The organism is Bacillus sp. 1780r2a1 (genome assembly GCA_024134725.1).
Classification (GTDB): Bacteria; Bacillota; Bacilli; order Bacillales; family Bacillaceae_H; genus Priestia; species Priestia aryabhattai_A.
Genome location: CP099863.1, coordinates 454,352 through 480,867, shown reverse-complemented (window position 1 = coordinate 480,867; position 26,516 = coordinate 454,352). Strand labels below are relative to the sequence as shown.

Below are 26,516 nucleotides of genomic sequence, written 5' to 3'. Positions count from 1 at the left end.
ATAAAATCATCTTCATTTATAAGATTAAGGTATCTCTAACAGATAATACGCATAACAAACGTAAATAGCCAGTTATCGGTTTAGTACCGAAAACTGGCTATTTAACTACTTTAAAAATGGAAATAATTTTAAAAAAATCATTGTAAACTTATTGTAGTTCTTCGTCTTCATCTTCAGGAAGTTCAGGTTCATACAATCCTAGAAAACAACTTGTTGTAAAGGTAGCTTGTGTCATAAATAAACCTGTAGCAGCAACAAAATTATAAAGATACTTTTTCATTTAAATCAATCTCCTTCTTTATTAAAATTTTATCTATTGAGTGTATGATAAATACTCCAATAGGTGTAATCGTAAATGTTTGATAAACCAGTACTTGCATGATGACAATTGCATATGCCTTGGGAATAAATAAACTTATAATCATCAGAAATAGTGCAATTAAAATAGAGGTCCATTTATTTTTTTGTTTCTGCGAATTACTAAAAGCTGCTTCTTTCTTAAATAAAATGGGTGCATATCGCCAAACAAAGAAAATGACTATTGGATAAGCAATGATCTGCCAATAAATAATATCAAGCATAGGTGAGAGATACTTAGAAGTAAAAGAAATGGTGAAGATAAGCATAACGCTTGCAATTAAACAGTGATGAAATTTAGAGAAATGTGCTCCTCCGGAAAACATTCGAAACATGGATAGAGACAGTAAGCAAAGTAATGTGAGAAAAAATAGATCAAATAGAGAGCCCAATAGTAAAACAATGAAAACCTGATAAAGTAAAATAATCATCATTTCTAAACCATAGCGAATTTTTCCGCTTACTTTTCTAAAGCTACTTTCGTGAGCAATAACTTCATTGGTTATTGCTTGAGCTAAGTCTTTTGGTCCCCAATTCACACTTACTCCTCCAAACAAACTATAATTTACAATCGTTATATTAGCACAAAAATACTATTAAGTTAAATTAATACAGTTAAATTAAAACGCAAAAACTCCCCTAAAAATTCTTATTTTGGAATTTATAGTACATTTTTAAACCTTTATACGTCATGCTAGTATTTTAGATTTAGTATTTATAAGATAATTTTTATAACCCATCTATATTGCTCAACTATAGTTCAGAAAGGCTGGTGAAAGTACTGTCTATTTATAGTCAGATGATTAAAGGCTTATTAGAAGGTAGTATTCTATCTCTTATTAAGCAAAATGAAATATATGGATATGAATTAATTGAGAAGTTGAGAAAAGGTGGATTTAACAAAGTAAGTGAAGGAACCATTTATCCTCTATTGCTGAGATTACAGAAAGAAAAGCTTATTTCTGCCTACTTTATTGAATCCAAAACAGGACCAAGGCGAAAGTATTACAAAATAACACCAGAAGGTCTAGAATTTTTACAAGGCTTTGAAGATGAATGGGTAAAATTAGAAAAATCAGTAAATTATTTTCTAAAACATAGAGAGGAGCACTCACGAGTATGACTTATCAAGAGGTTGAAAGATTAAAGCTTAGATTAACTAAGTACAATAAGCAACAGTTTGAAGAGTTTTGTCTATATTTATCTAGCAGCGATTTAGACACGAAAAAACGTAACGAAATTAGAGATGAAATACTTGATCACCTTTTAGAGGGAGAGAAACAAGGAAAAGACTTTCACGACTTATTTGGTCAAAACCCCAGAGAATATACACAAAAAATTGTAGAACAGCTACCAAAAAGCTCTTTAAAAGAAAAAATAACCTTTGGGCTTAGTATTCTACTCATATCAACTATTATTATCTTTAGCCGTTCACATAACGATTCATCTTTATTTGTTGATTTAACTTTATTTTCCATATTAAGTAGCGTTGTCATCCTAGGTTTTTTTAAATTGAATAAGCGTTTTGCCTTTACAAGCTCTATCATGAGCATTCTAATTTTAACTCTCATTATTCAGGTTGCAGGTGTATTATATTACTTTTTAAAAATCCTTTTTATCAACATTAGCTAAAACAGTCTCGATGGTAGTAGCATTCATTTTATTCTGTTTTAGAGACTACATAACAATGGCTAAGCAACAACACAAGAGCCATATTAACCTACAGAAGAAATTCCTAATACTAGTAACAGATGATTGGTTATCTTCTCTTCACTTTTTAAAGGACTTCTTAATGAAACCACTAAGTCACGCCTATTAAATATACTTAGGCGTGACAAATCCTTCAATAAGGCCTGCTATTAAAAGTAACACAACAATAATACCTACTGTTGATAGATTCCTTTTCCAGTTCTTTTTTTGAAAATAAAATTTAAAACCAACGAATCCTATGTAACCGGCTAATAATAAAGCTGGAATCTCAAAAATTCCATGTGGCAATATGCTTATACATAATTCCCAGACGCTTGTGCCATTTAAATACTGACTCGCTATTACACCCCCAAGCCAAAATCCATTGATTACTAATACTAAAAAAGTAGAAAGCCCAAAACAAAGAATTCCGGAAAGTAACATAAGCACCACTTTAAAATTTTGAATAAAAAAGAATGTTGCTCCTGAAATCCCTTCTCGTTTCGCATAATAATTATTGTTGTTACTAATAGCTTCGTTCACATCTGCACTTAAAACCAAACCTAGTCCAAAAATTAAGCTTAAGAAAAAACATCCAACAGAAAATAGAAATAAATATCTATCTTTTAATAATTTTTCCATTTTTACCACCTTAAGATTTTTTTTATGTAAGAATTTTGATATAATAAATTAAGGGAAACGACCGACATCGTTCCCCTCCCTACAATTTAATTTGTAGTTGCAATTGTATTAGTAGGCAACTGCAGTTTTCTTAGCGCCTTTTTTCAATAATGATTTAGCTGTTAAGATTAGTGCTGATGTTAATCCAAAGCTAGCAAACATTGAGATTAAAGCTAGAACTGTGCTGCCTGCTTCAATTGCTGTTACAATTACGTTTGCCCAGTATTCAGAAATTCCTAATGCTCCTGCGATATATGCTACTACTTCCATGTTTTCCACCTCATTTTAAGATTTTTAATTTATTAGTAAGCTACTGCTGTTTTCTTAGCGCCTTTTTTCAATAATGATTTAGCTGTTAAGATTAGTGCTGATGTTAATCCAAAGCTAGCAAACATTGAGATCAAAGCTAGAACTGTGCTGCCTGCTTCAATTGCTGTTACGATTACGTTTGCCCAGTATTCAGAAATTCCTAATGCTCCTGCGATATATGCTACTACTTCCATGTTTTCCACCTCATTTTAAGATTTTTAATTTATTAGTAAGCTACTGCTGTTTTCTTAGCGCCTTTTTTCAATAATGATTTAGCTGTTAAGATTAGTGCTGATGTTAATCCAAAGCTAGCAAACATTGAGATCAAAGCTAGAACTGTGCTGCCTGCTTCAATTGCTGTTACGATTACGTTTGCCCAGTATTCAGAAATTCCTAATGCTCCTGCGATATATGCTACTACTTCCATGTTTTTCACCTCCTTTAAATAAAATTCATTCTTTTCTTATTAGTAAGCAATTGTTTTTTGCTTACCAATTTGTTTGATTAACTTTCTCAATGTACTAATTAAGGTTCCAGTTAATCCAAAGCTTCCAAATGCAGCCAATAACTGTGTTACTGTATCTCCAGCCATGATGGCATTCACAATCAAAGTAGCCCAATACTCGGAGATTCCTAATGCTCCGACTAAATTAGCGATTACGTCCACCCTCTCACCTCCTTCAATCAGTGCATTTTTCTTAATTTAAAAAGCTCAATAGCATAGAAGAAATGGTAAGAAATACTAGCCACGTAGAGAACACAAGGGTCATGCTTTTTTTCTTACTAAACCCAATACATACGCTAGCACCTAAGGCAATGATGAAATAACTCCAAATGCTGAATATTTCAAGACTAGAGAAGAAATTAAGGATAAAAACCGAATCAGTCAAAGATTGTATCGTAAAACCTAAGCTTGTAATTGGCATTTCCATAGTGTTTTCATTAATAAATAATAGGTTAATTGCTTTCCCAATAATAAGGGGGATTTGCGCAACCATCACGATATGAAAAAGCCCTTTAAACGTTACTCGAACCTGTGCAAATGATAAGATAATTTTATAAATTAAAGTAGAAATTAAGACGGTAAACAAAAATTGAAATATTCCTACTAAAGTGGTTCCAATTACCATAATCATTTGACTTTTTCCATTTTGCAGTTCTTTTGGCAACATGGATCCAATTTCATTATTCGTTAATAAGTGTTGAGAAAGTAAATATGTAATAATTCCATATAAAACTAAAATAATGAAGATATTAACCCCCAGTTTTCTTTGCACTTTTAGCTGACTAAAGAATTTAACTGGGCTAAATAGTGCGCTAACTAGACTAATGGGGTTGTTAGTCGAGAGTGATACAGATTGTTTATTTTCCATTACTTCAGATTGATTCACCATGGTACTTTCTCATCCTCCTGTTTGTTGGTTGCTTCCTGAATAAATAGTACAATAAAAACCTAAACAATAAACATTTTTTGGATATTATGGTCGTTTTTTGTATTTTCAGGGGTTATTTTGCTAATATTAGTGACTAAAATAAAAAGACTAAATCCCTAGTTTTTTAAGGACTTAGTCTTTTTTTCATTTTTTTCTTCTAACAAATTCATATGTTGTAATCGAAAAAACAATAATTATAATCAAGGAGATAACCATAATGTCCTTTACCTCTCCTTGATAAATAGCTAATATAAGTGGCGGTGAAGCGAATAGTAAAAACACGATAGTAGCCAGTATAAAGAATTTTTTAGTCATGCGAAGTGCCTCCTGACGTACTTAACATTGAAATAAAGTAGTCTTCTAAGCTTTCATTTTTTGTGAAAACACTTGATATATCTCTTTCTATTTTTAAGATCTTTCCTTCGTTAATGAAGACCAAAGAGTCACAAAATGTTTGTGCCACTTCTAGCTGATGGGTAGAGAGCAAAATAGAGTTACCTATTGATGCATAATCTTTTAAAATGGATTTTATTTTTTTCATATTAATTGGATCAATCCCAGATATGAATTCATCTAACAGTAAGACGCTAGGCTTATTCAGCAGGCTGCCCATCAAAGCTAACTTTTTTTTATTACCTAATGATAAATTTTTAATTTTCTTATCGATTTCTTTCTCTAGATGATAGTAAACAATTTGTTTCTCTACTTCCTCTTTTGATAGATTTAAATCAGTTAATTCCATAATAAACTTTATATATTCTCGACCTGTTAATTCGTCGTATAAATACGGATGATCAGGTATAAAAGTGACTTCTTTCTTCATTTTCTCTATGCTTTCACTATGCAAAAGCACCTTTCCCTCATCCGGTGTGAGAAGTCCCATTGCAATTTTTAACGTTGTGGTTTTACCCGCTCCATTCTGCCCAAGAAATGCCGTTATTTTCCCTTTTTCAATATCAAATGAGATATGGTCTAATATGCGTTTGGTTTCAAACGATTTACTGACGTTTTGAAAGCGTAAAGAGTAGTTCATACAATCACTTCTCTCTATAAGTTTATTTGTTCAAAGCTTGATTTTTTAACTAATAGTTTGGAAACGAGCCACAGCGCTGTTCCAACAAATAAAAGAAGAATTATTCCAATCATGCCCCACTGAATGACAAGATAGCTTGAAGTCCCAATACTATCCACTAGAAACAAAGCCGTAGGAAGCATCAATAATGGAACCATTAACCCAACGGTCCCAAAGCGGATGACATCGGCGACAATTTTCTTATCTGGATAATCGTCTAACTGTTCGATATTTTCGTAATTAAAATGCGGTCTAAGTACTCCAGGCAAGAACATTAATAAAGCAAAGAAGAAAAAGCTAATAATATGCAATAACAAAGTCATGATACTTAATATGAGCGACATTTGATTAACAAAAAAGAATACGATATCTGCGATGATAAACAAAGGTAAACTTGTCAAAGCGAATAGATGAAACCGATATTTAAACACATCCCATAATGATTTTCCATTTAACAAATAAGTAATGACTTGCTTCCCTTCTCCGTCCACAGAAAACATACCATTTAACTCGGAGAAAATTGAATATACGTAGAAATAAGTTAAGAAAAACAAATAAAATGACATGATTAAAAAGTAAATCTCTTCACTTGGATTAAGGCTTTGCAGGAGGCCTGTAATCACTCCCCAAATTACCCAAAATAAAAATGATCCTAAAACAATCGGAAACCGATAGCGCAAATAATTCGTTCGATAATGATGCTTGGCTAAAATAGTTGTATAAGATGTGCCAGGAATAACTTTAGCTAAAAAAGTATTGAAAGCCTCTATTCTTTTAAACGGATAATATGGAGTTCTTCTATGATGATTCATTTTTGATAAAATGAATAAAAGAACAATCAATGCTACAAAGAACATTGCTAGCTTCATTAAGGCATGGAGTTGAAGACCATTAAACAAAATGTCTGAAAACACGTTATAAGGCATATAAGGATGTAAGAAGATTTTTGATAGCGGTGCTAAAATAGAAAAAATAACGTCTACTCCATCATTAATCCATTCATTGTAAAGTGCATAATTGACATTATTGCTCGTTAAAGGAAATTTCTTAATCCACGGAGAGGTCACTTTTCCAACAAAAAAAGCTGTATATACAATCAAAAGGCGAACAGTTAGATTCGTTAACAATCTCAAAAAGAAATTCCATTTATAGTGCTGTAGTTTAATATAATTGTTATGCAATATTGAAACAAGCAAAGTCAGCAGCAAATAGCTACCTAACGTTAAAATTAGTAAGCTAGCAAGATAAACTTTATTTACACCTGTAACAACGCCTAAAGCTACTAAAATTGGAATATAGTTAAAGATAAAATCCTTCGTGTCCCATACAATTGATTCTAAATAGATATAGATGTTTGCTTTTCTTTGCTTGATCTTTAACGTAATCATTAACCATTCTTGATCTTTCGATTGTATTTGCCATTTAGAAGAACTTACTCCCGAAATAAAGGCAAAAATCATAATTAGACAAAATAAAATTGACCAAAGAATCTCCCCATTTTGTTGTATGGAAGACAACATCTTTAAAATTAAATTAAGCACTAGACTTTGCTTCGCTTCACCAGTCGTTAACTGTTCGTTAAGAACTATGTATTTTAAAAGAAAATACGTTCCGAAAAAAATGAAGCATGAATGAATTATATTTTGAATAAAAAATAAGACCCAGAGGCTTCTTCCAACTGATAAATCTCTAAAGATTTTAATATAGTTCCATTGATTCTTCCATCGAATAAAAAGCTTCCATTTCAGCCATTTGCTTATCATTTTTTTCACCCCTCCACTATATTGCATTACAATATAGTAACTCAGAAAACTTCTTACAATAATTTAAAATAAACATACATATATGTCTACATCTTCTGCTTATCTAGGCACTTTTTCGTCTTAACAGGGTCAAAACACGGTCTGTTAAAATTATCAAATTAACCAAGTATTGTTATTTTTAGAAATAATTATTGTAATTAACATATTAAAAAAATGCAATATATGCTATTTTATATATCGTAAAGGGTTGTTAGCATAATAAAAATAGGAGGTAAAAAGAATTAAAATGAACTTCTTCGTTGAACTAGCAGGCACCTTTTTAGAAGTTTTTTCATTAATGTTTTTCTTAATTGCCTTTTTAGGTATTAAATTTTCCAAGGTAAGAGCACAGTTCATAGCAGCCAACTCAATCGGAGTAGCATCAATTATGCTATTGAAGTTAACGACCAACTTTTCACACGCCATTACTTTTTTATGCAGCTTTCTCATTTTATTCATCTTAGGAAGCTTAATTTTCAAGATTAGCTTTTCTGCTGCGTTTATTTCAGTAGTACTCGGTTTATGTATTTTATTATTAGGAGAATTGATAGCACTCCTTTTTTTAGGAAATACCTTTGATGTCATAAGCTTATTGGAAACTCAGTCCTTTAAGAAAATGTTCATTGCGTTACCTCATATTCTATTAATTAATTTCATTAGCTTTCTATTTATTAAATACAAATTATCTTTCATTCCTTTAACTATTATTTACAAAGATCAGAATGAATTCTTTTATAAGCAACATGGGCCAAGGTATATCATCTTAACTTGCTTCACTATGGTACTTATCATTGTTGTAGCATTTACGATTTCGTATAATTTATTTTATTTACAACAAACGAATTCATCTATTTTATTCATTACGGTTGTATCTATCATTTATCTGCTATTCTTTTCACAAATTGTGCTTAAGCATGAATCTGAACGATTAGAGAAACTGTTAGAAAAGCAGCATGAGGTGGAAATTAAGCGATACTTTCAAGTTATTAAATCTCAGCGGCATGATTTTATTCATCACCTTCATACACTATATGGATTAATTGCCCAGCAAAAGTTTCAGGATACTGAAGCATATATAGAGGAAGTCATTGAAGATGTGAGAAAAGTAAATGAAGTCATTCCTATTCATCACCCAGCCGTTTCGGCTTTACTATTAACTTTAAAGCAGCAAGCACATACCAAAAATATTCAGATGTCCGTAATCGCAAAAGATAATTTAGCCCACATTCCCTGCAAAGTAACCGATATTAATCGCATACTAGGAAATTTAATTTCAAATGCGATGGATGCACTAACGCATAATAAAAAACAAAACAGATGGATTGAGGTTTTAATTGAGGCTGAACATTCATCCAACGAATACATATTTACAGTAACAAACAGTGGAGAAATAGACCCTAATGTTGCTTCAAAGTTATTTAACAATCAATTTACAACTAAGTCAAATGATCATGAAGGTATTGGCTTAATTGCTACTAAGCGGATTATCGAGAAATATGAAGGCATGATTTACCTAGAAACAACTAGTAATACTACGGCTTTTATTGCTAGACTTCCAGCTATGAAAAAGAACAAAGCGATTTAAAGGAGAGAGACAGATGGATAAATATAATGTTTTAACCGTAGATGATCAGATCCATTGCACGGATATGTTAAAAAATTTATTAACACAATATCCATTTATCGAAAACATTTATAGTTATTCAGATCCCAGAGACGCACTAGCATTTCTACAAACATCAGCGGTTGATTTAGTTTTCTTAGATATCGACATGCCTCACATCAATGGTTTAAAGTTAGCGGAAACCATTAAACAGCAATTTCCTAATATTTTATTGATTTTTGTAACAGGTCACTCTGACTATGCTCTACATGGGTACGAATTATATCCTATCGACTTTTTATTAAAGCCTGTAAGCCCGTTACGACTTGAAAAAGCCTTGGTTCAGTTTCGTAACCAGCGCTCAAACAGAACGGTTTCTCAAGAACTTAATCTTGATAGTACACAAGAGCAAGCGACAAAGAAAATCACGGTAAGAGACAAAAGCTCCATTCACTTTATTACAATCAATGAAATTAATTTTGTTGAAAAACGAGGCCGAAAATGTATTATTAGCGTAAAGGATAACAAAGAGATTGAATGCAGCAATACACTGAACGAACTGGAAAAAATGTTAAGCAAACATCATTTTTTCAGACCACACCAATCATTCTTAATTCCTTTATCAAAGGTCGCTGAAATTAAGCCTGATGAATACATGCGCTCTTATTTAATCGAGCTTGAAAATGTCAATGCAGAAATTCGAGTTAGCAAAAACAAGTATAGTGAATTGCGACATGCCATTAATTCATATCTATAAGCGTGCTATATATCTTAGTGAAACAAAAATATCCCTTTTTATAAGGGATATTTTTGTTAGTTAAACAATCGTTTTCTACTCTTTTGAATCAGAACCGATAACCTCTAGCTTCTCTAAAGGCCAGTATGCAAGCTCTGCTTTTCCAACCACCTGATCGTACGGAACCGTGCCAAGCATCGGCGACCTGCTGTCTAGGCTGTTGCGGCGGTTATCCCCCATCACAAATAGCTGTCCGTTTGGTACAACTGTCTCACCTGTATACTCTTCAAGCTTAAAGTCTTCTGTAAGAGGTTGTCCCAATAAACCTTTCTTATATTCGTCCAAATAAGGCTCTTCGTATGCTTTTCCGTTAATATAAAGCGTATCATCTTTATATTCAATATGATCACCAGGCAGTCCAATGACGCGCTTTATGTAATCTTTATTCTTTGTCACGTGAAACACAACAATATCAAACCGATCAACACCTCCTAGCTTATTGACAATCATGCGTTCTTCGCTTTCTAGCGTTGGCATCATCGACGCGCCGTCTACAATGATTGGAACAAACACAAAGTTTCGTACCAAAAAGACAATGGCAACTGCAATTAGAATGGATTTACCCCAAGCTACTATTTCTTTCACTCGCTACACCTCTATTCAACATTTCCTTTTCCTACTTCTAGTTTGTTCACCATTTTATCCATTTAGACCTCTTTTACACTCTATCTTATTTTATTATACTTGATGTAAACGCCATATTTTGTTTATGTAAAATAAGTAAATAGCGATTAGAAAATGTGTTTATGAAGGGATATTGGGTGCTAACTACTGTCATGTATCTATTATTTATAATCAGTTCGGGCTTTTTCTATCTATATTCATTTAATAAAAGCGGATTTACTTACTTTGCCATCAGCACTTTTATTCTGATGATGTTGAGCATAATTAATTATAAAGTCAATTATAAACAAAGAAGAAAACCGCCTGTGCACTAAGAGACTGGCGGTTTTCTTTAAATCATTTCATTTATCACTTGGTGCTGTAGCCTTTAAAATCATATCCGTACACAGCCGTTAATTCTTCAAAGCTTTTATACGAATACGTAATGGCCACTGGCGTACCTACTTTTACTTTATCAAAAAGTTTGGTTACATCCGCATTATGCATACGAACGCAGCCTAAGCTCACGTATTTTCCGATGCTGCTTGGATTGTTATTTCCATGAATTGCATATGTATCTCCGTACGTTCCGTTGGCATTTAAGCCAATCCATCTATTCCCTAATGGATTACGAGGATCTCCACCAGGAATTTTCCCTTTATAATAAGGGCGATTTTTTATTTTATTTACTACCTTAAAAAAACCAACCGGAGTATTTTCCCACGACTTTCCGGTCGCAACAGATTTCACCATCTCTAAACTTCCATCTTGATAATAAGCTAGCTTATTATAGTATTTGTTGATAATAATTAAATCTTGATTTGCTGTGCTTTTACTAGCAGCTTCTGCTTTATTTGTTGGAAGTCCACTTAATAAAACCACGAGTAATGCTAAAACAGTAATCCCCTTTGTTAACACTTTTTTCATTGTAACTGCTCCCCTTTTTTCTGTTTATAGGCAAGTAGCAAACAGACCTTTTTCTCTATAATTTACTATATTTTTAATATATAACAATAAAGGTAAAAAATATAGATTAATACATAATTAACCATTAAAATTTTGTCAAAAAATCATTAAAAAAGTCGAGAAGTTGCTCAATTTATGGGCAACTCCTCGACCTTTTTTACTATTTATATACAAATTTTCTGTTTTATTTCTTATCTAAATGATTTAACTGCTATATCTGGTCTACTAGAATAAGAACAGTAATTAGTTCAGGTTGCAGCAAGCTCACACTATTCTAACTTCCTTATCCGCTTACGACTTATGCTTTTCTGTAAGAATGGTTTGAGCTAAGTTCTTGTCCAAATGTTCAAAATCATAGTACGAGATAATATCATATAGCTCGCTTCTTGTCTGCATATCTCTTGTTGCTTCTTTTTGAGTACCCGTCGCCTTGATTAGCTCAAATATCCTCTCGTACGCTTTTGCTGCTACGCGAAGTGACGAGACTGGGTAAATGACCATTTGAAAACCCATATTACTAAATTCTGTTGCTGTATAGTACGGTGTTTTCCCAAACTCTGTCATGTTAGCTAAAAGAGGAGCTTGAATTTGCTTTTTGAACGCTCGAAATTCTTCTTCGGAACCCAGTGCTTCAGGGAAAATAGCATCAGCTCCTGCTTCCACATATGCAGCTGCTCGTTTGATAGCTTCCTCCAAACCTTCGCTACTGCGAGCATCCGTCCGAGCTACAATAATTAAAGACGGAGCAACTTCTTTAATTGCTCTAATCTTTTGCACCATTTCTTCTATTGTTACAAGCTGTTTTCCATTGAGATGACCGCATTTTTTGGGAAGCTGCTGATCTTCAATTTGAACGGCAGCTACGTTTGCTTCAACCATTTCTCTAGCGGTACGGGCAGCATTTAAAACGCCACCAAAGCCTGTATCAATATCAACTAGCACAGGCAAGTTTGTAGCTCTTATCAAATCCTTCGCTCGGTCGGCTAACTCAGTAGATGTCACGATTCCTAAGTCGGGCAGCCCCCGACTTGCAGTGTAGGCCGCGCCTGATAGATAAAGTGCTGAAAAACCCGCTTGCTTAGCCACAAGTGCGGCCATAGCATCGTGCGCACCCGGAAGTTGAAGGATTTCTGGTGCATCCATAAGCCGTTGAAACGTAGCAGCTAGCTCCTTCTGAGATAACGGCTGATTGACAATCCACGTCATGTAAGCCCCTCCTTATTTAGATTAAAAACAATTGAACAAACTCGTTTACGCTCATGTTTTCAAGCTCCTCTTGGTTATAGCAAACTCCTTCGATTCGCTTTTGCTGCTTAAGAGGAAAACGCGTTTTGATGTTAGTCGAGAATTTTTCTTTAACCTTTGGAATGGCTTCATCTCTTCTAAAACGGTGGCCTAGCGGATACTCACACTCTACTTCTTCTGTTTGGGTACCATCTTTAAAATGAATCTGTACGGCATTTGCAATCGATCTCTTTTTAGGATCCAAGTAGTCTTCGCTATACTGTTTATTTTCAACAACCTTCATCTTGCTGCGCAGCTCGTCAATTCGCGGATCAGCTGCAACTTCGTTTTCATAATCTTCGGCAGCAATTGTTCCTTTAAGAAGACCAATTGCCGTAATATACTGCAAGCAATGATCTCGGTCCGCTGGATTATGAAGCGGCCCTTCTTTATCAATAATGCGAATCGCAGACTCATGCGTTGTAATTGTAATCGACGCAATATCGTTTAATCGATTCACGACTTCTCCGTGCAGTTTAACTGCGCACTCCGCGGCCGTTTGAGCGTGAAACTCTGCCGGGTAAGACACTTTAAACAGCACGTGCTCCATGACATAGGAATCAAGCGGGCGGCCAAGCGTTACCTGTTTCTTATTAAATAATACGTCTTGGAAACCCCAATTAGGTGCAGAAAGCGCAGTCGGATAGCCCATTTCTCCTTTTACTGCCATCATAGCCAGCTGTACGCCTCTGCTCGTGGCGTCTCCCGCAGCCCACGACTTTCTCGAACCGGTATTCGGCGCATGTCTGTAGGTACGTAAGCTCACCGTATCAATCCACGCGTTGGACAAAGCATTAATAATTTCTTCACGCGTTCCTCCAAGCATTTTAGTAACAACTGCAGTCGTAGCAATCTTCACAAACATCACGTGATCTAACCCAACTCGGTTTAAGCTGTTCTCTAACGCCAGTACGCCTTGAATTTCGTGTGCTTTAATCATCATTTCAAGTACATCACGAACAACCAGCGGCTCTTTCCCTTCTGCTATACGTACGCGGCTAATGTAGTCAGCCGTCGCTAAAATACCTCCAAGATTATCAGAAGGATGTCCCCATTCTGCCGCTAGCCACGTATCGTTATAATCCAGCCAGCGGATGATGCAGCCAATGTTGAACGCAGCTCGAATTGGATCTAACTCAAATGACGTGCCCGGCACCCGGCTGCCATTTGGAACAACCGTCCCTGGAACAACTGGGCCGAGAAGCTTTGTGCACTCTGGATAACTAAGCGCCAGCATCCCGCACCCAAGCGTATCAAGCAACACATAACGAGCGGTTTGGAACGCTTCTAAACTCTTAATCTCTTTATGAAGAACATAATCTGCAATTTCCTCTAACAAAACATCCGCTTTGACTTGCTCATTCGTTTTCAACATGTGCATCTTTCCTTTCTACTCAAATTTATTTATGATAGAAATGGGTATTCGCCAAAATATCCATTCGGTGAGCGGCCGTGAACAACCCCAAATTGTTAAAAGCGGCGCTCGCCCACATACTGTACGCGCGGTCTAAAAAGTCGATTATGTTCATGTTGCTCAATAACGTGCGCACACAATCCGACCGTTCTAGCACTAAAAAAGATTGGTGTATAAAGTGAAATAGGAATACCAAGCATCCAATAAACAGGTGCTGCGTAGTAATCTAAGTTTGGATAAAGACCTTTTTCACGCTTCATAAGTTCCTCGCCCGCCTCGCACATGCGATAAAGACGATCATCTCTTTGCAGGTCGCATAGCTGTTTGAGAGACTCTTTCATCATTAAAGCGCGCGGATCAATCTTGTTCATATACACGCGATGTCCAAATCCCATGATACGCTCTTTTTTATAAAGCTTAGCGGCCAGCAGCTCTTCAAATTTATCCACAGTACCAGCTTCTAAAAGCATTTCCATTACCGCTTCATTAGCTCCTCCATGCAGGTTTCCTTTTAAAGAAGCAACCGCTCCTGTCAACGCTCCGTATAAATCAGACTGAGTAGAAGAAATGACTCTCGCCGTAAACGTTGAGTTTGGCATCTCATGCTCACTGTATAAAACAAGTGAACGATCAAAGATTTGCTCTTCCAGAGACGATGGCTTCTTTCCGGTGATCATATAAAAGAAATTTGCGCTATACGATAACTCTTTAAGGGGACGAATAGGTTCTTTCTTCTCAATTAACCGGTAGCTGTTGGCCACAATCGCAGGCACTTTACCTAACAACTTGTAAGCACGGCTTTTATTTACTGATAGCGAGCGGTCATCAAGCCTCGTATCAAAGCCAGAAAGAAACGAAATTCCTGTTCGCAATCCATCCATTGGATGCGTGCCGTTAGGGAGTAAGCGGAAGACATCCAACAGTTCATCTGGAATGTCATACGTTCCTTTTAAAAATTCTTCCACTAATTTCTTCTCGTTATTATTGGGGAGCCTTTCTTCTAGTAAAAGATAGATCATATCAAGATAGCTCTTTGATTTTGATAGCTCAATCAAGTCATATCCTTGAATAATAATTTTCCCTTGCTGGGTATCGAGAAATGAAATTTTTGTTTCAGTAGCTACAACCCCTTCAAGTCCTGGAAAAAACCTCGCTTCAGTCTCCATATCTCTTTTCCTCCATTCCAAATATCTCTTCACCTACTATTTTGTAAGCCTTTTCAATATTGTGTAAAAAAAGAGCCTTCTTTTCAGCATCCCCCCTCTCGTCTACCACGCAATCTCTTAACTCCTGATAATAGTCTGAAAGTGTACAAGGGTTCTCTGCCACTACGTTATTCATAATGCTCGCTTTAAAGTAATTCACAAAATACTCAACTGATCCATCCACAGCTGCTCACCTCCATCACGCGTACCCTGTAAAAAAACAATAAAAAAACAACTTCTCAAAGAAGTTGTTAAGCTGCGAGACAATACTCAAATAAACATGTATTTAAATCATTTTTAAAACATGTTTGTCACTTCGCACTTAACACCCCCTATCCGCGTAGGTATTGATGCATGCTAAAACAGGCAGGTCTCCTGGCTTATGATCATCACTCTTCGAACCTTCCCATCTTCATTTCCATGAAAACAGTGGCGTTTTTCGAATCGCTCCCAAATACAGTTGCGGGACAGCGCCGGACTCCAACCGAACTTCCCTTTTAAGCAGATAAAAGATACCTTTCACCTACACCTGTTTCTACACCGATATTAAATTCACTTTAAACATATCAAATTTTATAAATTTTTACAATTTTTATTTTCATTTCACTTAGCTAACACTGTACAACACTTCATTTTTCAAAGCACTTATCTTATAAATCCATTTATAACCTCTCTGGCAAAAGCATAAATAAAATATAGAAAGATTGTTTTTGTTAATTATTGGATAATAAATCCTGTATAATAAAGGAAAAACTTAAAAGTAAATTTGCTTTATGCCAAAGATGAAAGGAGCGATTTCATGAAAAAACGATGGATTTCCTGGTGGATTACAAACTGTTTTTGGGCCATGCTATTTGTTTTAGGCACTATTATGGTATGGACGCGAAAAGTGGACGGAGCGGGTGCCATTCAAACCCCTGAGATTAAACTATTATCCTTTATTGTGTTAGTGCTTGCCTTTGTCATTCCGCTTGTGATTCAAGTTGTATGGCTTGTTGTTAATGTAAGAACGAGTAAATGAAACCTACCTATCAATTCCGATCTTATAATCTCCTACTCTCCTATGTTATGATGAAACAAAACAGCTGTAAGGAGAATGAACCGTGAAGAAAAAAATAAAGGTCGTTGCGGCCGTTATTGAAAATGATCAAAATGAAGTGCTATGTGCTCTTCGCTCAAACGACATGTCTCTACCGAACATGTGGGAATTTCCTGGTGGAAAAGTAGAAGAAGGCGAAGACATCTACTCTGCGATTGTGAGAGAAATTGAAGAAGAGCTGCACTGTAAAATCAAAGCAACCGAATTACATAACGAGCATACGCATGAATACGATACGTTTATCATTGAGCTTATTGCCATTAAAGCTGAAATTGCTGAAGGTACACCGCAGCCTACTGAGCATGCGAAGCTTGTTTGGTTAAACAAAGAAAATCTTCATTCACTTGTCTGGGCACCAGCTGATGTTCCGGCGGTTGAATTGTTAGTAGAAAAGAAATAGCCTTCTCATGATGAGAAGGCTATACTCTTTCCGTAAACTCTGTATACAAAAGTGCTGGAATTTCATTTTCTAATTCTAAAATGACCGTAATTGGCTTTTCTCCGTGGTACTCAACCGTATTTCCTTTTCCGATATAAATAAACGGCTCAGTTTTTTCATCAATTTTACGATACTTTCGTACAAACAGATGCAGATGAATACCTCTATCTTTGTTAAAAATGATATTCTTTCCTCGCTCAGATTTTTGGGTCGTACTGTTTGGCGTTTGCCAGTGGAACGTGCGCTTGTCGATAAACTTATCCTGATAGTTAATGCTTTCTTTAATGTCTTCTTCCTTATGAAGATCAATAAACAAGAAGAATTCTTTCTCACTTGTTAATAAGCCAGAACCACGAAACGAGCTGTGCGTTTTCCGATAGTTTGATAGTAAAGCTGGGTCCATCATCGTGTACTGTTCATACAGCTTTAAGTGCGGTACGCCGTAATCTCGTTTACCAAACTCTTTTTCGTAGCGAAAAATACCATAATCAATCGCATCTTTAATAAACGGCTTAAACTGATCGTTATGTAAAACATTCACAAAGCGCTCCGTTTTCACCGCTTCTTCTCCGTTGAAATCAAGTAGCTTCAACTTAGAACGAAGCTGACCACTATCATAGTACGCTTGATTTAACACTTCAAACGCATGCCTTACCGTATCTTCCTCCACGTTCTCTACGTATTTCAAGATTTCCTTATTAGCTTGCTTCAGTGAAACTTTGTCATGACCTAGTAAATATTTCAAAATCACAAACTCGTATACCCGCTTGATTGGTAGCTTACTAGACAATTCCTTAAGGGCACTTTCAAAGTCTTCGTGAAGCAACAAAGTTTTCAGCTGGTCGTCTTTTTCGGTTTTTGCTACAAACTGAAGATATGATTTTTCTTTATTAATAAATTTCACTGGGTCAGGCGCTCCGTCGAACTTTAAATAGTCCATGAGATAATACGGAATCATGCCTTGATTTAATTTTTTGAACTCGTTGTACTCTTCTCTCAGGTACTTCAGCGAATTGAAGTTTTCACGGTCAATTTGCGCTAAAATTCTGTCTCGTGAAATCTCATCCATTTGAATATGCGTAGCACCTGGAATACTTGGGAATCCCGTTGCTATAGCTACCTTTAAGCTTTCCTTATCGTAATAGCGGCTGCCGTTTAAGGAAAGGGCAATTAAAAAGACCTTGCTGTGATTTCCGATAAAATCAAGCACTGTTAGGAATGATTTGCTTTCGTGCTTGCGCAAACCACGTCCCAGCTGCTGGATGAAGACAATTGGTGAATTTGTTGGACGAAGCATTAATACAGAGTTCACCGATGGAATGTCCACACCTTCATTGAAAATATCTACTGAAAAGATGACTTCTAATTCATCTCTATCATCTTCTAATCGTTTAATACACGCTTGACGCTGAAGGATGGAATGGCCGCCATGTAACACTTCACTTTTGTAGCCACGCTTATTAAACTGTGCTGCCATATACTCAGCGTGCTCAATACTAGCGCAAAAGCCAAGCGTTTTACGAGTTAAACCGTCGTGACCATAAAACTCCATGTTTTCAATAATAAAATCAACGCGCTCATTTACTTTTAACCGTTTGGTTACCTCGGCTATATCATCAATGTCAATACCACTTAAATCAACATCTTCAATATCCGTAATACCAAAATAGTGAAACGGTACGACTAACTGATCTTCTAGCGCTTCGTGAAGACGAACTTCAATACCTACGTTGTTATCAAACAAATCAAATACGCTCATGCTGTCGCTTCGCTCTGGCGTTGCCGTCATGCCTAGCGTAAATGCTGGCGTAAAATAGTCCATTACTCGCTGATAAGAAGGACTTGTCGCATGGTGCGCTTCATCATAGATAATATAATCAAACGAATCTCGTTCAAACGTACTATAGTGCTTCGTTAACGTTTGAATCGTCGCAAACAAGTAGTCTGCTTCTTGATTTTTCGAGCTTCCTGTCAAAAAGCCAAACGTCACTCCCTCGTTCACAAGCAGCGTTTCAAACGTTTCTTTTGCTTTTTGGAGTATCTCTTCTCGGTGTACAATAAACAAAAGGCGCTTTGGCTTCACTTTTTGCACGTCGAATGCTGACATATACGTCTTACCTGTACCCGTTGCCGCAATGACTAAAGCTTTCGTTTCACCAAAGCTGCGCAAGCGCTCTAAATTTCCCATCGCGCGCTGTTGCATCTTATTTGGCTTGATGTATTCACTCTGTTCAAAAATCATCTGAGGCTTGTACGCTGCTTCCTTTAGCGCAGCCAAAAACTTTCCGTACTCCTCGAGAAATTCGCTCGTGGCGTCGTTGCTAATGTCCCACAAATGCTCGTATTCCTTTAGTACATCTTGAATGAAAGGCGTTTTGCTCTTTGATACAACCTCTACATTCCACTCAATATTGCTTTTCAGCGCGCTTTGCGTTATATTTGCAGATCCAATAATCACCTTGTAGTCGCTCTCATACTCAAAAATATAAACCTTCGTATGAAACCCTTTTTCTTCTACCGAGCTAAATACCTTAAGATCAATATTATCAAAGCTTTTAATCTTCTCTAACGCCTTCACTTCCGTAAAATTCAAATACGTCGACGTAATAATACGCCCTTCTACACCACGATTAGCCGTTTCCTTCAAAGGGTCTAAAAGCAGCTGCAGCCCGCTAAAATTAATAAAAGCTACGCTAAAATAAAAGCTCTTACACTCTTTCAAAGAAGTCACAAGCTCATGTAGAAGATTCGTGTTTTTTGAGTTTACTAGTAATCGATTGTTCATGTAGTCCACCGCTCCACCTTTTTCCATTAAACTGTTACTTTTAGTTTAGGGGTTTGGACGGGGTGGATCAAGGGGTTTTTGGTAAACAGTAAGAGTTAAAGTATCTATCTTATAAACTATCATCAACCTCTTTACCCTCAAACAACTTCCCACAATTTGTTAATCCTATGCTAAAATCATTCTAAATGTTTTAATGCATTTCATACATGGAAACGAGGAAACAAAATGATAAAAGCGAAATGGCTACTGATTTTTCTGTTCGTAATGGACTTAGGACTAACATCTATGCATCTATCAGGCTATTTTTTGCTCTTTTTAAAACCCACAGGTTATCTCATTCCTTTAGTCATCAATATCATCGTGCTGTTTTTTGTTAACAAAAAGCTGTGGGTTGGTTTAGGACTAATCGTTGGAATTCCGGCCTTATTTATACATGGGTTTATGGTCTTGTTCATGGATTATGACTATACAAAGATTGATTCTCCCAGTCACAAACAATCTCTTGTAATTGAGTATCGTCACGTTACTCTAGGTGAGACAACGTATTTTTATCACTTTTATAAAACACGATTTGGAGTAATTGGTAAGCTTCTCGACAATCAATCGGTGGAATTTATGGTGAGAGGACCCGAATATCCTGTTGAAGAAGGAGCTAAGGCAGCATTAGGAGCCCATAATCCAACATGGGTTTCCAAAGATATTGTCCGGTTTAACTCATGGAAAGGAGCAAAAGATGTGTATTTAGCCTCTTCTTCATCGTCAGTCAGTACAAAAGAAATAGAGAATTTCATACTGAAAGCAAAAAGCAACAGTGACGGAGAGACAATAACCATTAACGGGATGGATTTCATCACCCGGTATGATAAAAAAGCCGGTCAGCGTTGGATTGATGTTGTAAGCGATGGTGACGAAGGGCCAATACCCAGACAGCAGTGCTCCCGGATTGTACGCAACGAAGAACGCGGATATTATATGTTAGAGGAATGTACGCATCAGTGGGAGTATGAGCTATATCCTCTTACGGACGGACAGTAATATTTTAGGAGCTTAGATACCTAAGCTCCTTTTAATCTTTCTCTACAGCGCTAACTGCTTCACAATTTCTTTCTCAATCTTTTTCGGCTCCACAGTTGGCGCATAGCGCTCTAAGACACGGCCTTTCTTATCAACAAGAAACTTTGTAAAGTTCCACTTGATGTTTTTAGATAGGAGACCCTTTTTTTGATTCTTTAAAAACGTAAACAGCGGGTCTTCATTCTCTCCGTTCACATCAACCTTCGCAAACATCGGGAAAGTTACGCCGTAATTCAGCTGGCAGAACTGCGTTGTTTCATTAATATTATCGAACTCTTGGTTGTTAAATTGACCGCATGGAAAACCTAAGATTTCTAAGCCTTGTTCGTTGTATTTGTCATATAGCTCTTGTAGTTCTTTAAACTGACCTGCCAAACCGCAGTGACTAGCCGTGTTCACAATGAGCACTACTTTGCCTTCATACTTCTTTAATGCTTGTTCTTCGCCATTTGTCTTTTTTACCGTCAAGTCGTACAAAGTCTCCACATTCGCTTCCCCCTTTATAAAAATTGTGCGCTATTTAATTTTATAAAATATTTATAGGGAATTCAATCATTTTCCTTTTCATCAGAACCACAAAACGATTTAAATAACAATTTCCAGCACAACAAGATACCCCGTTCCCTTGCACTTTTTATTTAATACTATTAAAGTATATAGTGTTGAATTTCTTCTATAGTAGAAATCAGCTCTCTAACAATCATTTCACTTTTTAATTTCGGGAACACGTTTCCCTTTAAGGAAAGGGTTTAGATATAAAATGAAAGATAATTTTTGGCATGAGCTGCCTCGTCCGTTCTTTATTTTGGCGCCAATGGAAGCCGTAACGGACGTTGTTTTCCGTCACGTGGTGACAGAAGCAGCTCGACCTGATGTGTTTTTTACAGAGTTTACGAATACGGAAAGCTACTGCCATCCGAAAGGAAAAGATAGCGTAAAAGGACGTCTAACGTTCACTGAAGATGAGCAGCCAATCGTTGCGCATATTTGGGGAGACAAGCCTGAATACTTCCGTCAAATGAGTATCGGCATGGCTGAAATGGGCTTCCGCGGCATCGATATTAATATGGGCTGTCCTGTACAAAACGTTGCAGGAAACGGAAAAGGATCTGGCTTAATTCGTCGTCCAGACGTTGCGGCAGAGATTATCCAAGCGGCTAAAGCTGGCGGACTTCCTGTCAGCGTAAAAACGCGCCTTGGCTATACAAAAGTCGACGAGTGGTACGACTGGTTAAAGCATATTTTAGAACAAGATATCGTTAACCTATCTATCCACCTTCGTACGAAAAAAGAAATGAGTGACGTGGACGCACACTGGGAGCTGATCCCAGAAATCAAAAAACTTCGTGATGAAATTGCGCCTCATACGCTTCTTACGATTAACGGTGACATTGCTGACCGTCAACAAGGCTTGGAGCTTGCGGAGAAGTACGGTATTGATGGAGTTATGATTGGACGCGGAATCTTCCATAATCCATTCGCGTTCGAAAAAGAAAAGAAAGAGCATACAAGCGAAGAGCTATTAGACCTTCTTCGTTTGCAGCTAGATCTTCACGATAAATATTCGAAAGAATTAGAGCCACGTCCATTTAAACCGCTTCGTCGCTTCTTCAAAATCTACGTTCGTGGATTCCGAGGTGCAAGTGAGTTACGAAACTTACTGATGAGCACAGAAACAACTGATGAAGTACGCGATCTGCTTGATGAGTTCAAAGATCGAACTGGCATGAAAGAAGACGAAGGTTTTTCCATTAAGTAATCTTTGCTTTACTTAAAAAGTGTCAACACAAAAAGCTGAGCCTACATGAGGTTCAGCTTTTGTTTTTGATAAATCAAATTTGCTTATTCACCAAAGCCGTCTTCCGTTAACGCATAGTTAATGCGCGCGAATAAATTGTTCGTTTCTTGTCTAGCTTGAGCATATACCTTTTCAAATTCCGCTTTATTTTCAGCAGGATTCTCAAATTTACCTACCTGTCCCCACATTGCTTGAACCATTTTCATGTTTTCAAAAAGCTCATAGTCTAGCGGAGTTTGCGGAGCCGGTACAAAAACAAGCGGTGCACCTAATTTTTCTAGCTCTTCTTGTCCTACTACAAACGCCGGGTGATCATATAAGTCACGGTCCATCGTAGTTTTAATATCATTCATTGTCGGTCCGACTAAATAAAGCATCTGCATCATGCCTCGCTCTAAGTTCGTCGCTTGTTCCCATGACCTATATTCAGAAGGATCCGTGCCTTTAAGCTGCGTTGGCTGATTGGCTAAAATTAATTTATAGATTTGATCCCTTTCGGCTTGATTTTGAAGCTGATATGCTTGTTGGCTTTCTGGATTAATAAACACATCACTGTAGTTTGTGATGTTTGAAATCTTTGAAGATGACGTACTGCTGACAATTGTTCGGATTGGCTCTTCCGTTAAGCTAAAGTAAATCCTTCCCGTCTCGTCCATATAGTTTTCAACTAGTTCTTGTTCTGTAAGATCTTTTTCGTAATATGGTGAATCAATTGAAACCGTTGGGATTCGAAGCTGGTCCATCTCTTCTTGGGATAGTTCCACTTTTGAGGTTTCTTCTTTTGAATTTTCCTTTTCAGCTTCTTTTTCTATTTTTTCTTCATTCTTTTGCTCTTCCGCAGCCGCTGTTTCTTTCGCTTGTTCTGCACTCTCGTCTTTACCGCAAGCTGCTAGTAGTAAGCTTGCAGCTGTTACAAGTAACCATTTCTTCATCTTGTTCGCCTCACTCGTCCGTTTTTTCTTAACTTAAAAAGTATATCATTCATAAATTGAAAATTATGGATGATATGTAAAAACAGGAAAAAGGCATTAAGCATTAGAAAAAAACATCATACGAATTAACTAATCATTACGTCTTAGAACATAGTCATGCACACTAGCCCGCTTTACATACATAAAATGTATGAATTGCAAATACAAGGAGGACAATCTATGTATTCATACTTTCATGATTTTTATCGAAACACCTCAGATACAAAGCTTTTAAGCGATATTCAAAAAGCTATCAATGCAGAGTATAGTGCTATTTCGTGCTACGAAAAGTTAGCTAACCTAGCACCGACAAAAGAAGAGCGCAACAAAATACGTGAAATTCAAAAAGATGAAAAACGACACCTTGAAGAGTTCACCAGAATTTATATAGCGTTAGCTGGAAGACAGCCCTCTTATCAAATCACTGAACAATGTCCCAACAATTATAAAGATGGCATTGAGTTTGCGTTTAAAGACGAGCAAGAAGCTGTGGATTCTTACTTAGATATTTCAGACAAAGCGCAAGACCTTACGATAAAAGATCGTTTTCGACGAGCAGCCTCAGATGAGCAGAATCACGCCGTATGGTTCTTATATTTTATGAAAAACCCAAAGCCCTCTTCGTCTCAAAGGCAGCTTGATAATTACGGTGCTAAAGGGGCATTAAATGCACCATCGCTATCGTTATCAGAAATGCTGACATATGCACTTCAAGACGAGTACCTAGCTCAGTCTAGATATAATAACGTTATTCAAACGTTTGGGCCCGTACGAACATTCGTTCAAATCAAGGAAGCGGAACTACGCCATATTGATGCACTACTGCCACTATTTGATCGCTACCAAGCACCGATTCCTGATGATACTTCTCAAGACCTTGTCAAAACTCCAGCAAACCTCAAAGCTGCATATTCAGCAGGTGTTCAAGCAGAGATTGATAATATTAAGATGTACGAACGCTTTTTAACATACGATATTCCAAGTGATGCACGAACGGTCTTTTCACAGCTACGAAACGCATCTGTCAATCATTTAGCTGCTTTTGAAAGAGGGGTTGCATCTTTCGGCTAACCGATTAAACATCTTTTAAAAAAAGGCTAAACTAACAGCAGTTTAGCTTTTTTGAGATGAAGATCCTTCTTAGATAGACCTTCTGGCACCTTATTTTTTCAAACCAGCAGCAAAAAAAGGACCGTTAAAAGTAATGATTGAAAAGATTTTAGCCATTTCTTCTGGCGATTCTTTTCGGCCGCTATTAAGCCACTGTTGGATTACTCCAATATGCGCAGAAGCTATGTAAGAAGCCAAGTAGTCTCCTGGAACAAGAAAATTTTCTTTCCGAACAAAGTCAAAGGCTTCATTTTCAAAGATTTCTTTCCACATAAACTTTTTTAACCTCGTCTGAAAAGATAAATCTCCGTTTGGACCTAATAACGCTCTCATGAAACTACTGTTTTTGTTTAGATATTCAAAGATTACGATTGCAATGGTAGACGGAACTGCTATTGGTGAATCTTTCTCTAGAGAAGCAACAACGCTTGGGAAGTTCTCTTTTACAATAGTTGAAAGCTCTAGCATTACTTCATCTTCACATTTCTTCATTAAATCAAATTTATCCTCATAATGCGCATAGAATGTGCCTCGATTGATGTTGGCTCTCGTTGTGATATCTTTCACTGAAATAGCGTCGAACCCTTTTTCCTCAATCAATTCAATGAATGCATTTTTGATAGATTCTCTTGTCCGAACAATTCGTAAGTCCAAATGCTGATTTTTCATCGTATGTCCCCCTTTATTTTATCCAACAGATTGCTAAGTAGTGTCCCGTAACCAACACATCCTTGAATTTTGATTATTGATGACGCCTCATACAAAGTATAGAATTCGAATAGAATCATAATAAACAACAGGTTGTTCATTATTTTATCAAAAGTGTAAGGAGGAAGAAACATGTTTAAGAACAAACTGCTCTTATTTTCACCTCTTATTGTGTTTGGCATTATCTTTATTTTTTTACAAACATTATATCCATCCGTTCAGCCTGAACTTAAGAACTTACCGATCGCGATTGTGAACGCAGATGAAGGAATTCAGCTCCCTAATCAACCCGAGGTAAATATGGGACAGAAAGTTGTAGACATGGTGATAAAAAGCTCAAAAGCTACAGCTGAAAGTGAACCGGCTGTGAAGTGGATTGTTGAAGAAAATGAAAATGATATGCAAAAAGGATTGGAAAATCGAGACTATTACGCAGCACTCGTCATTCCTAAAGACTTCAGCGCAAAGCAAGCTTCTTTCAAGACACCTGCCCCGGAAACAGCTAAATTAGAGGTTTTTATTAATCAAGGGATGAACACGATGGCATCCACAGCTGCAGGACAAATAGTAAACAATGTAGTTGATCAGATAAACACAACTGTACGCACTCAGCTCATTACTGAATTAGAAAAACAAGGGGCAACGTTAACGCCAAAGCAAGTTGAACTGTTCGCGAACCCGATTGGTAAAACGATGAAAAATGTTCACGAAACCGGCAAAAATAGCGCAAACGGCAATTCTCCAATCTCTTTGTTTCAACCCTTATGGATTGCTTGCCTAGCAAGTGCCGCTATTCTTTTCATCGCAACTCGTAAATTAAAGGCTAGAAACCGTAAAGATGTTGTAAAAGCTAAATTAATCCAACTATTCATGGGCGCTTTCATAGCACTTGTAATTGGATTTAGCTTAACCTGGTTAGCTGCTCACATGGTTGGTTTCCATATTCCACAGTTTACAGACGCAGCCTTATTCTTAACGATTACGTCCTTTAGTTTCATTTTAATGATTTCGGCCGTTCTTTCACTAGTAGGCATAAAAGGAATACCCTTATTTGCCCTAATGCTTTTCTTTGGAGCACCTTTGCTTTCACTGCCTCCAGAAATGATGTCTTCTTTTTACAGAGACTGGATTTATTCATGGTTGCCAATGCGATTCATGATTGAAGGGTTACGAGATCTCTTCTTTTTTGGAAAGAGCATCACGTGGGATGGTCCACTATCCATACTTGTATGGATTGGAATCATCAGCGGAATTGTGATCCTAATTTCTGCGTTTAAGCCACAAGCCGTCAACGAAAAAGTAGAGCTTGAACAGTAAT

30 protein-coding genes and 1 riboswitch are annotated in these 26,516 nt (G+C 36.7%); of the genes, 10 read left to right on the top strand and 20 right to left on the bottom strand.

The features are described 5' to 3' along the window. Positions 1-148 precede the first annotated feature (148 nt). Positions 149-280 (bottom strand): cyclic lactone autoinducer peptide, encoded by a 132-nt coding sequence (locus tag NIZ91_02515; GenBank protein ID USY55577.1) that lies wholly within the window; start codon positions 278-280, stop codon positions 149-151. Further along, positions 261-896, bottom strand: coding sequence for an accessory gene regulator B family protein (locus NIZ91_02510; GenBank protein ID USY55576.1), 636 nt, complete (start codon positions 894-896; stop codon positions 261-263). The genes NIZ91_02515 and NIZ91_02510 overlap by 20 nt, the downstream gene beginning before the upstream one ends. 248 nt (positions 897-1,144) lie before the next feature. Between NIZ91_02510 and NIZ91_02505 the strand changes: the two genes are divergently transcribed. Together NIZ91_02505 and NIZ91_02500 are read left to right on the top strand one after the other, a co-directional pair. Continuing rightward, positions 1,145-1,480, top strand: a complete 336-nt coding sequence (locus NIZ91_02505) for a PadR family transcriptional regulator (protein ID USY57073.1) — start codon at positions 1,145-1,147, stop codon at positions 1,478-1,480. After that, positions 1,477-1,989, top strand: a complete 513-nt coding sequence (locus NIZ91_02500; protein USY55575.1) for a DUF1129 domain-containing protein — start codon at positions 1,477-1,479, stop codon at positions 1,987-1,989. The genes NIZ91_02505 and NIZ91_02500 overlap by 4 nt, the downstream gene beginning before the upstream one ends. Positions 1,990-2,172: 183 nt before the next feature. On the opposite strand, the gene NIZ91_02495 is transcribed toward NIZ91_02500, so the two are convergent. From NIZ91_02495 to NIZ91_02460, 8 genes are all read right to left on the bottom strand, one after another. Then, a complete protein-coding gene (locus tag NIZ91_02495) occupies positions 2,173-2,688 on the bottom strand; it encodes a stage II sporulation protein M (protein USY55574.1) in 516 nt (171 codons plus the stop codon). A 108-nt stretch (positions 2,689-2,796) separates the two neighbouring features. Further along, positions 2,797-2,997, bottom strand: coding sequence for a circular bacteriocin, circularin A/uberolysin family (locus NIZ91_02490; GenBank protein USY55573.1), 201 nt, complete (start codon positions 2,995-2,997; stop codon positions 2,797-2,799). A 32-nt stretch (positions 2,998-3,029) separates the two neighbouring features. Continuing rightward, positions 3,030-3,230: a circular bacteriocin, circularin A/uberolysin family gene (locus NIZ91_02485; GenBank protein USY55572.1), complete on the bottom strand. Its 201-nt coding sequence runs from the start codon at positions 3,228-3,230 to the stop codon at positions 3,030-3,032. Between the two features lie 32 nt (positions 3,231-3,262). Further along, on the bottom strand, positions 3,263-3,463 hold the full coding sequence (locus NIZ91_02480; GenBank protein USY55571.1) for a circular bacteriocin, circularin A/uberolysin family: 201 nt from the start codon (positions 3,461-3,463) through the stop codon (positions 3,263-3,265). A 39-nt stretch (positions 3,464-3,502) separates the two neighbouring features. Continuing rightward, positions 3,503-3,703: an uberolysin/carnocyclin family circular bacteriocin gene (locus NIZ91_02475; protein USY55570.1), complete on the bottom strand. Its 201-nt coding sequence runs from the start codon at positions 3,701-3,703 to the stop codon at positions 3,503-3,505. A 31-nt stretch (positions 3,704-3,734) separates the two neighbouring features. After that, positions 3,735-4,430, bottom strand: a complete 696-nt coding sequence (locus NIZ91_02470) for a YIP1 family protein (GenBank protein ID USY55569.1) — start codon at positions 4,428-4,430, stop codon at positions 3,735-3,737. Positions 4,431-4,776: 346 nt separating this feature from the next. Continuing rightward, entirely contained in the window at positions 4,777-5,502 is a 726-nt protein-coding gene (locus NIZ91_02465) for an ABC transporter ATP-binding protein (protein ID USY55568.1), read from the bottom strand. A 14-nt stretch (positions 5,503-5,516) separates the two neighbouring features. After that, positions 5,517-7,304 (bottom strand): hypothetical protein, encoded by a 1,788-nt coding sequence (locus NIZ91_02460; GenBank protein USY55567.1) that lies wholly within the window; start codon positions 7,302-7,304, stop codon positions 5,517-5,519. Positions 7,305-7,590: 286 nt separating this feature from the next. On the opposite strand from NIZ91_02460, the gene NIZ91_02455 reads away from it, so the two are divergent. Next, positions 7,591-8,928, top strand: a complete 1,338-nt coding sequence (locus NIZ91_02455) for a GHKL domain-containing protein (protein ID USY55566.1) — start codon at positions 7,591-7,593, stop codon at positions 8,926-8,928. A 13-nt stretch (positions 8,929-8,941) separates the two neighbouring features. Continuing rightward, positions 8,942-9,703 carry a LytTR family DNA-binding domain-containing protein gene (locus tag NIZ91_02450; protein ID USY55565.1) on the top strand — a complete coding sequence of 254 codons (762 nt, stop codon included), beginning with the start codon at positions 8,942-8,944 and terminating at the stop codon, positions 9,701-9,703. A gap of 75 nt (positions 9,704-9,778) precedes the next feature. On the opposite strand, the gene lepB is transcribed toward NIZ91_02450, so the two are convergent. The 6 genes from lepB to NIZ91_02420 all read right to left on the bottom strand — a co-directional run bounded on the left by lepB (position 9,779) and on the right by NIZ91_02420 (position 15,398). After that, positions 9,779-10,327, bottom strand: coding sequence for a signal peptidase I (gene lepB, locus NIZ91_02445; protein ID USY55564.1), 549 nt, complete (start codon positions 10,325-10,327; stop codon positions 9,779-9,781). Positions 10,328-10,714: 387 nt separating this feature from the next. Continuing rightward, complete coding sequence (locus tag NIZ91_02440; protein USY55563.1) at positions 10,715-11,272, bottom strand: L,D-transpeptidase; 558 nt, start codon at positions 11,270-11,272, stop codon at positions 10,715-10,717. 330 nt (positions 11,273-11,602) lie between these two features. Then, complete coding sequence (gene prpB, locus NIZ91_02435) at positions 11,603-12,517, bottom strand: methylisocitrate lyase (protein ID USY55562.1); 915 nt, start codon at positions 12,515-12,517, stop codon at positions 11,603-11,605. Between the two features lie 16 nt (positions 12,518-12,533). Then, the gene (locus NIZ91_02430) at positions 12,534-13,970 is read right to left on the bottom strand and encodes a bifunctional 2-methylcitrate dehydratase/aconitate hydratase (GenBank protein USY55561.1); all 1,437 of its coding nucleotides are present in this window, start codon (positions 13,968-13,970) and stop codon (positions 12,534-12,536) included. Between the two features lie 95 nt (positions 13,971-14,065). Then, positions 14,066-15,175 carry a citrate synthase gene (gene mmgD, locus NIZ91_02425; GenBank protein USY55560.1) on the bottom strand — a complete coding sequence of 370 codons (1,110 nt, stop codon included), beginning with the start codon at positions 15,173-15,175 and terminating at the stop codon, positions 14,066-14,068. Then, entirely contained in the window at positions 15,165-15,398 is a 234-nt protein-coding gene (locus tag NIZ91_02420) for a hypothetical protein (GenBank protein USY55559.1), read from the bottom strand. The genes mmgD and NIZ91_02420 overlap by 11 nt, the downstream gene beginning before the upstream one ends. 163 nt (positions 15,399-15,561) lie before the next feature. After that, positions 15,562-15,762, bottom strand: a riboswitch (cobalamin riboswitch). A gap of 251 nt (positions 15,763-16,013) precedes the next feature. Between NIZ91_02420 and NIZ91_02415 the strand changes: the two genes are divergently transcribed. Both NIZ91_02415 and NIZ91_02410 read left to right on the top strand, forming a co-directional pair. Then, positions 16,014-16,235, top strand: a complete 222-nt coding sequence (locus NIZ91_02415) for a DUF3923 family protein (protein USY55558.1) — start codon at positions 16,014-16,016, stop codon at positions 16,233-16,235. Positions 16,236-16,317: 82 nt separating this feature from the next. Next, positions 16,318-16,713, top strand: coding sequence for a (deoxy)nucleoside triphosphate pyrophosphohydrolase (locus NIZ91_02410; protein ID USY55557.1), 396 nt, complete (start codon positions 16,318-16,320; stop codon positions 16,711-16,713). A 19-nt stretch (positions 16,714-16,732) separates the two neighbouring features. Here the strand turns inward: NIZ91_02410 and NIZ91_02405 are convergent, their stop codons facing one another. Beyond that, positions 16,733-19,537 carry a DEAD/DEAH box helicase gene (locus NIZ91_02405; GenBank protein USY55556.1) on the bottom strand — a complete coding sequence of 935 codons (2,805 nt, stop codon included), beginning with the start codon at positions 19,535-19,537 and terminating at the stop codon, positions 16,733-16,735. Positions 19,538-19,762: 225 nt separating this feature from the next. On the opposite strand from NIZ91_02405, the gene NIZ91_02400 reads away from it, so the two are divergent. Beyond that, on the top strand, positions 19,763-20,572 hold the full coding sequence (locus NIZ91_02400) for a hypothetical protein (GenBank protein USY55555.1): 810 nt from the start codon (positions 19,763-19,765) through the stop codon (positions 20,570-20,572). Between the two features lie 42 nt (positions 20,573-20,614). On the opposite strand, the gene NIZ91_02395 is transcribed toward NIZ91_02400, so the two are convergent. Next, positions 20,615-21,097 (bottom strand): glutathione peroxidase, encoded by a 483-nt coding sequence (locus NIZ91_02395; protein ID USY55554.1) that lies wholly within the window; start codon positions 21,095-21,097, stop codon positions 20,615-20,617. A 274-nt stretch (positions 21,098-21,371) separates the two neighbouring features. Between NIZ91_02395 and NIZ91_02390 the strand changes: the two genes are divergently transcribed. Further along, complete coding sequence (locus NIZ91_02390) at positions 21,372-22,370, top strand: tRNA-dihydrouridine synthase (protein USY55553.1); 999 nt, start codon at positions 21,372-21,374, stop codon at positions 22,368-22,370. A gap of 83 nt (positions 22,371-22,453) precedes the next feature. On the opposite strand, the gene NIZ91_02385 is transcribed toward NIZ91_02390, so the two are convergent. After that, on the bottom strand, positions 22,454-23,341 hold the full coding sequence (locus tag NIZ91_02385) for a hypothetical protein (GenBank protein ID USY55552.1): 888 nt from the start codon (positions 23,339-23,341) through the stop codon (positions 22,454-22,456). Between the two features lie 219 nt (positions 23,342-23,560). On the opposite strand from NIZ91_02385, the gene NIZ91_02380 reads away from it, so the two are divergent. Next, entirely contained in the window at positions 23,561-24,451 is an 891-nt protein-coding gene (locus tag NIZ91_02380) for a DUF2202 domain-containing protein (protein USY55551.1), read from the top strand. 90 nt (positions 24,452-24,541) lie between these two features. Here NIZ91_02380 and NIZ91_02375 read toward each other — a convergent pair whose 3' ends face one another. Continuing rightward, entirely contained in the window at positions 24,542-25,159 is a 618-nt protein-coding gene (locus NIZ91_02375; GenBank protein USY55550.1) for a TetR/AcrR family transcriptional regulator, read from the bottom strand. 171 nt (positions 25,160-25,330) lie between these two features. On the opposite strand from NIZ91_02375, the gene NIZ91_02370 reads away from it, so the two are divergent. Further along, positions 25,331-26,515, top strand: a complete 1,185-nt coding sequence (locus NIZ91_02370) for a DUF3533 domain-containing protein (GenBank protein ID USY55549.1) — start codon at positions 25,331-25,333, stop codon at positions 26,513-26,515. Position 26,516 lies beyond the last annotated feature (1 nt).

Bases quoted from the DNA above. Each gene is read 5' to 3' on its own strand.
- NIZ91_02370 (USY55549.1), top strand. From the start codon at position 25,331: ATGTTTAAGAACAAACTGCTCTTATTTTCACCTCTTATTGTGTTTGGC.
- NIZ91_02465 (USY55568.1), bottom strand. From the start codon at position 5,502: ATGAACTACTCTTTACGCTTTCAAAACGTCAGTAAATCGTTTGAAACC.
- NIZ91_02480 (USY55571.1), bottom strand. From the start codon at position 3,463: ATGGAAGTAGTAGCATATATCGCAGGAGCATTAGGAATTTCTGAATAC.
- NIZ91_02390 (USY55553.1), top strand. From the start codon at position 21,372: ATGAAAGATAATTTTTGGCATGAGCTGCCTCGTCCGTTCTTTATTTTG.
- NIZ91_02470 (USY55569.1), bottom strand. From the start codon at position 4,430: ATGGTGAATCAATCTGAAGTAATGGAAAATAAACAATCTGTATCACTC.
- mmgD (USY55560.1), bottom strand. From the start codon at position 15,175: ATGGAGACTGAAGCGAGGTTTTTTCCAGGACTTGAAGGGGTTGTAGCT.
- NIZ91_02430 (USY55561.1), bottom strand. From the start codon at position 13,970: ATGTTGAAAACGAATGAGCAAGTCAAAGCGGATGTTTTGTTAGAGGAA.
- NIZ91_02455 (USY55566.1), top strand. From the start codon at position 7,591: ATGAACTTCTTCGTTGAACTAGCAGGCACCTTTTTAGAAGTTTTTTCA.
- NIZ91_02495 (USY55574.1), bottom strand. From the start codon at position 2,688: ATGGAAAAATTATTAAAAGATAGATATTTATTTCTATTTTCTGTTGGA.
- NIZ91_02460 (USY55567.1), bottom strand. From the start codon at position 7,304: ATGATAAGCAAATGGCTGAAATGGAAGCTTTTTATTCGATGGAAGAAT.
- NIZ91_02485 (USY55572.1), bottom strand. From the start codon at position 3,230: ATGGAAGTAGTAGCATATATCGCAGGAGCATTAGGAATTTCTGAATAC.
- NIZ91_02385 (USY55552.1), bottom strand. From the start codon at position 23,341: ATGAAGAAATGGTTACTTGTAACAGCTGCAAGCTTACTACTAGCAGCT.
- NIZ91_02515 (USY55577.1), bottom strand. From the start codon at position 280: ATGAAAAAGTATCTTTATAATTTTGTTGCTGCTACAGGTTTATTTATG.
- NIZ91_02450 (USY55565.1), top strand. From the start codon at position 8,942: ATGGATAAATATAATGTTTTAACCGTAGATGATCAGATCCATTGCACG.
- NIZ91_02415 (USY55558.1), top strand. From the start codon at position 16,014: ATGAAAAAACGATGGATTTCCTGGTGGATTACAAACTGTTTTTGGGCC.
- prpB (USY55562.1), bottom strand. From the start codon at position 12,517: ATGACGTGGATTGTCAATCAGCCGTTATCTCAGAAGGAGCTAGCTGCT.
- NIZ91_02440 (USY55563.1), bottom strand. From the start codon at position 11,272: ATGAAAAAAGTGTTAACAAAGGGGATTACTGTTTTAGCATTACTCGTG.
- NIZ91_02375 (USY55550.1), bottom strand. From the start codon at position 25,159: ATGAAAAATCAGCATTTGGACTTACGAATTGTTCGGACAAGAGAATCT.
- NIZ91_02500 (USY55575.1), top strand. From the start codon at position 1,477: ATGACTTATCAAGAGGTTGAAAGATTAAAGCTTAGATTAACTAAGTAC.
- NIZ91_02490 (USY55573.1), bottom strand. From the start codon at position 2,997: ATGGAAGTAGTAGCATATATCGCAGGAGCATTAGGAATTTCTGAATAC.
- NIZ91_02405 (USY55556.1), bottom strand. From the start codon at position 19,537: ATGAACAATCGATTACTAGTAAACTCAAAAAACACGAATCTTCTACAT.
- NIZ91_02380 (USY55551.1), top strand. From the start codon at position 23,561: ATGTATTCATACTTTCATGATTTTTATCGAAACACCTCAGATACAAAG.
- NIZ91_02400 (USY55555.1), top strand. From the start codon at position 19,763: ATGATAAAAGCGAAATGGCTACTGATTTTTCTGTTCGTAATGGACTTA.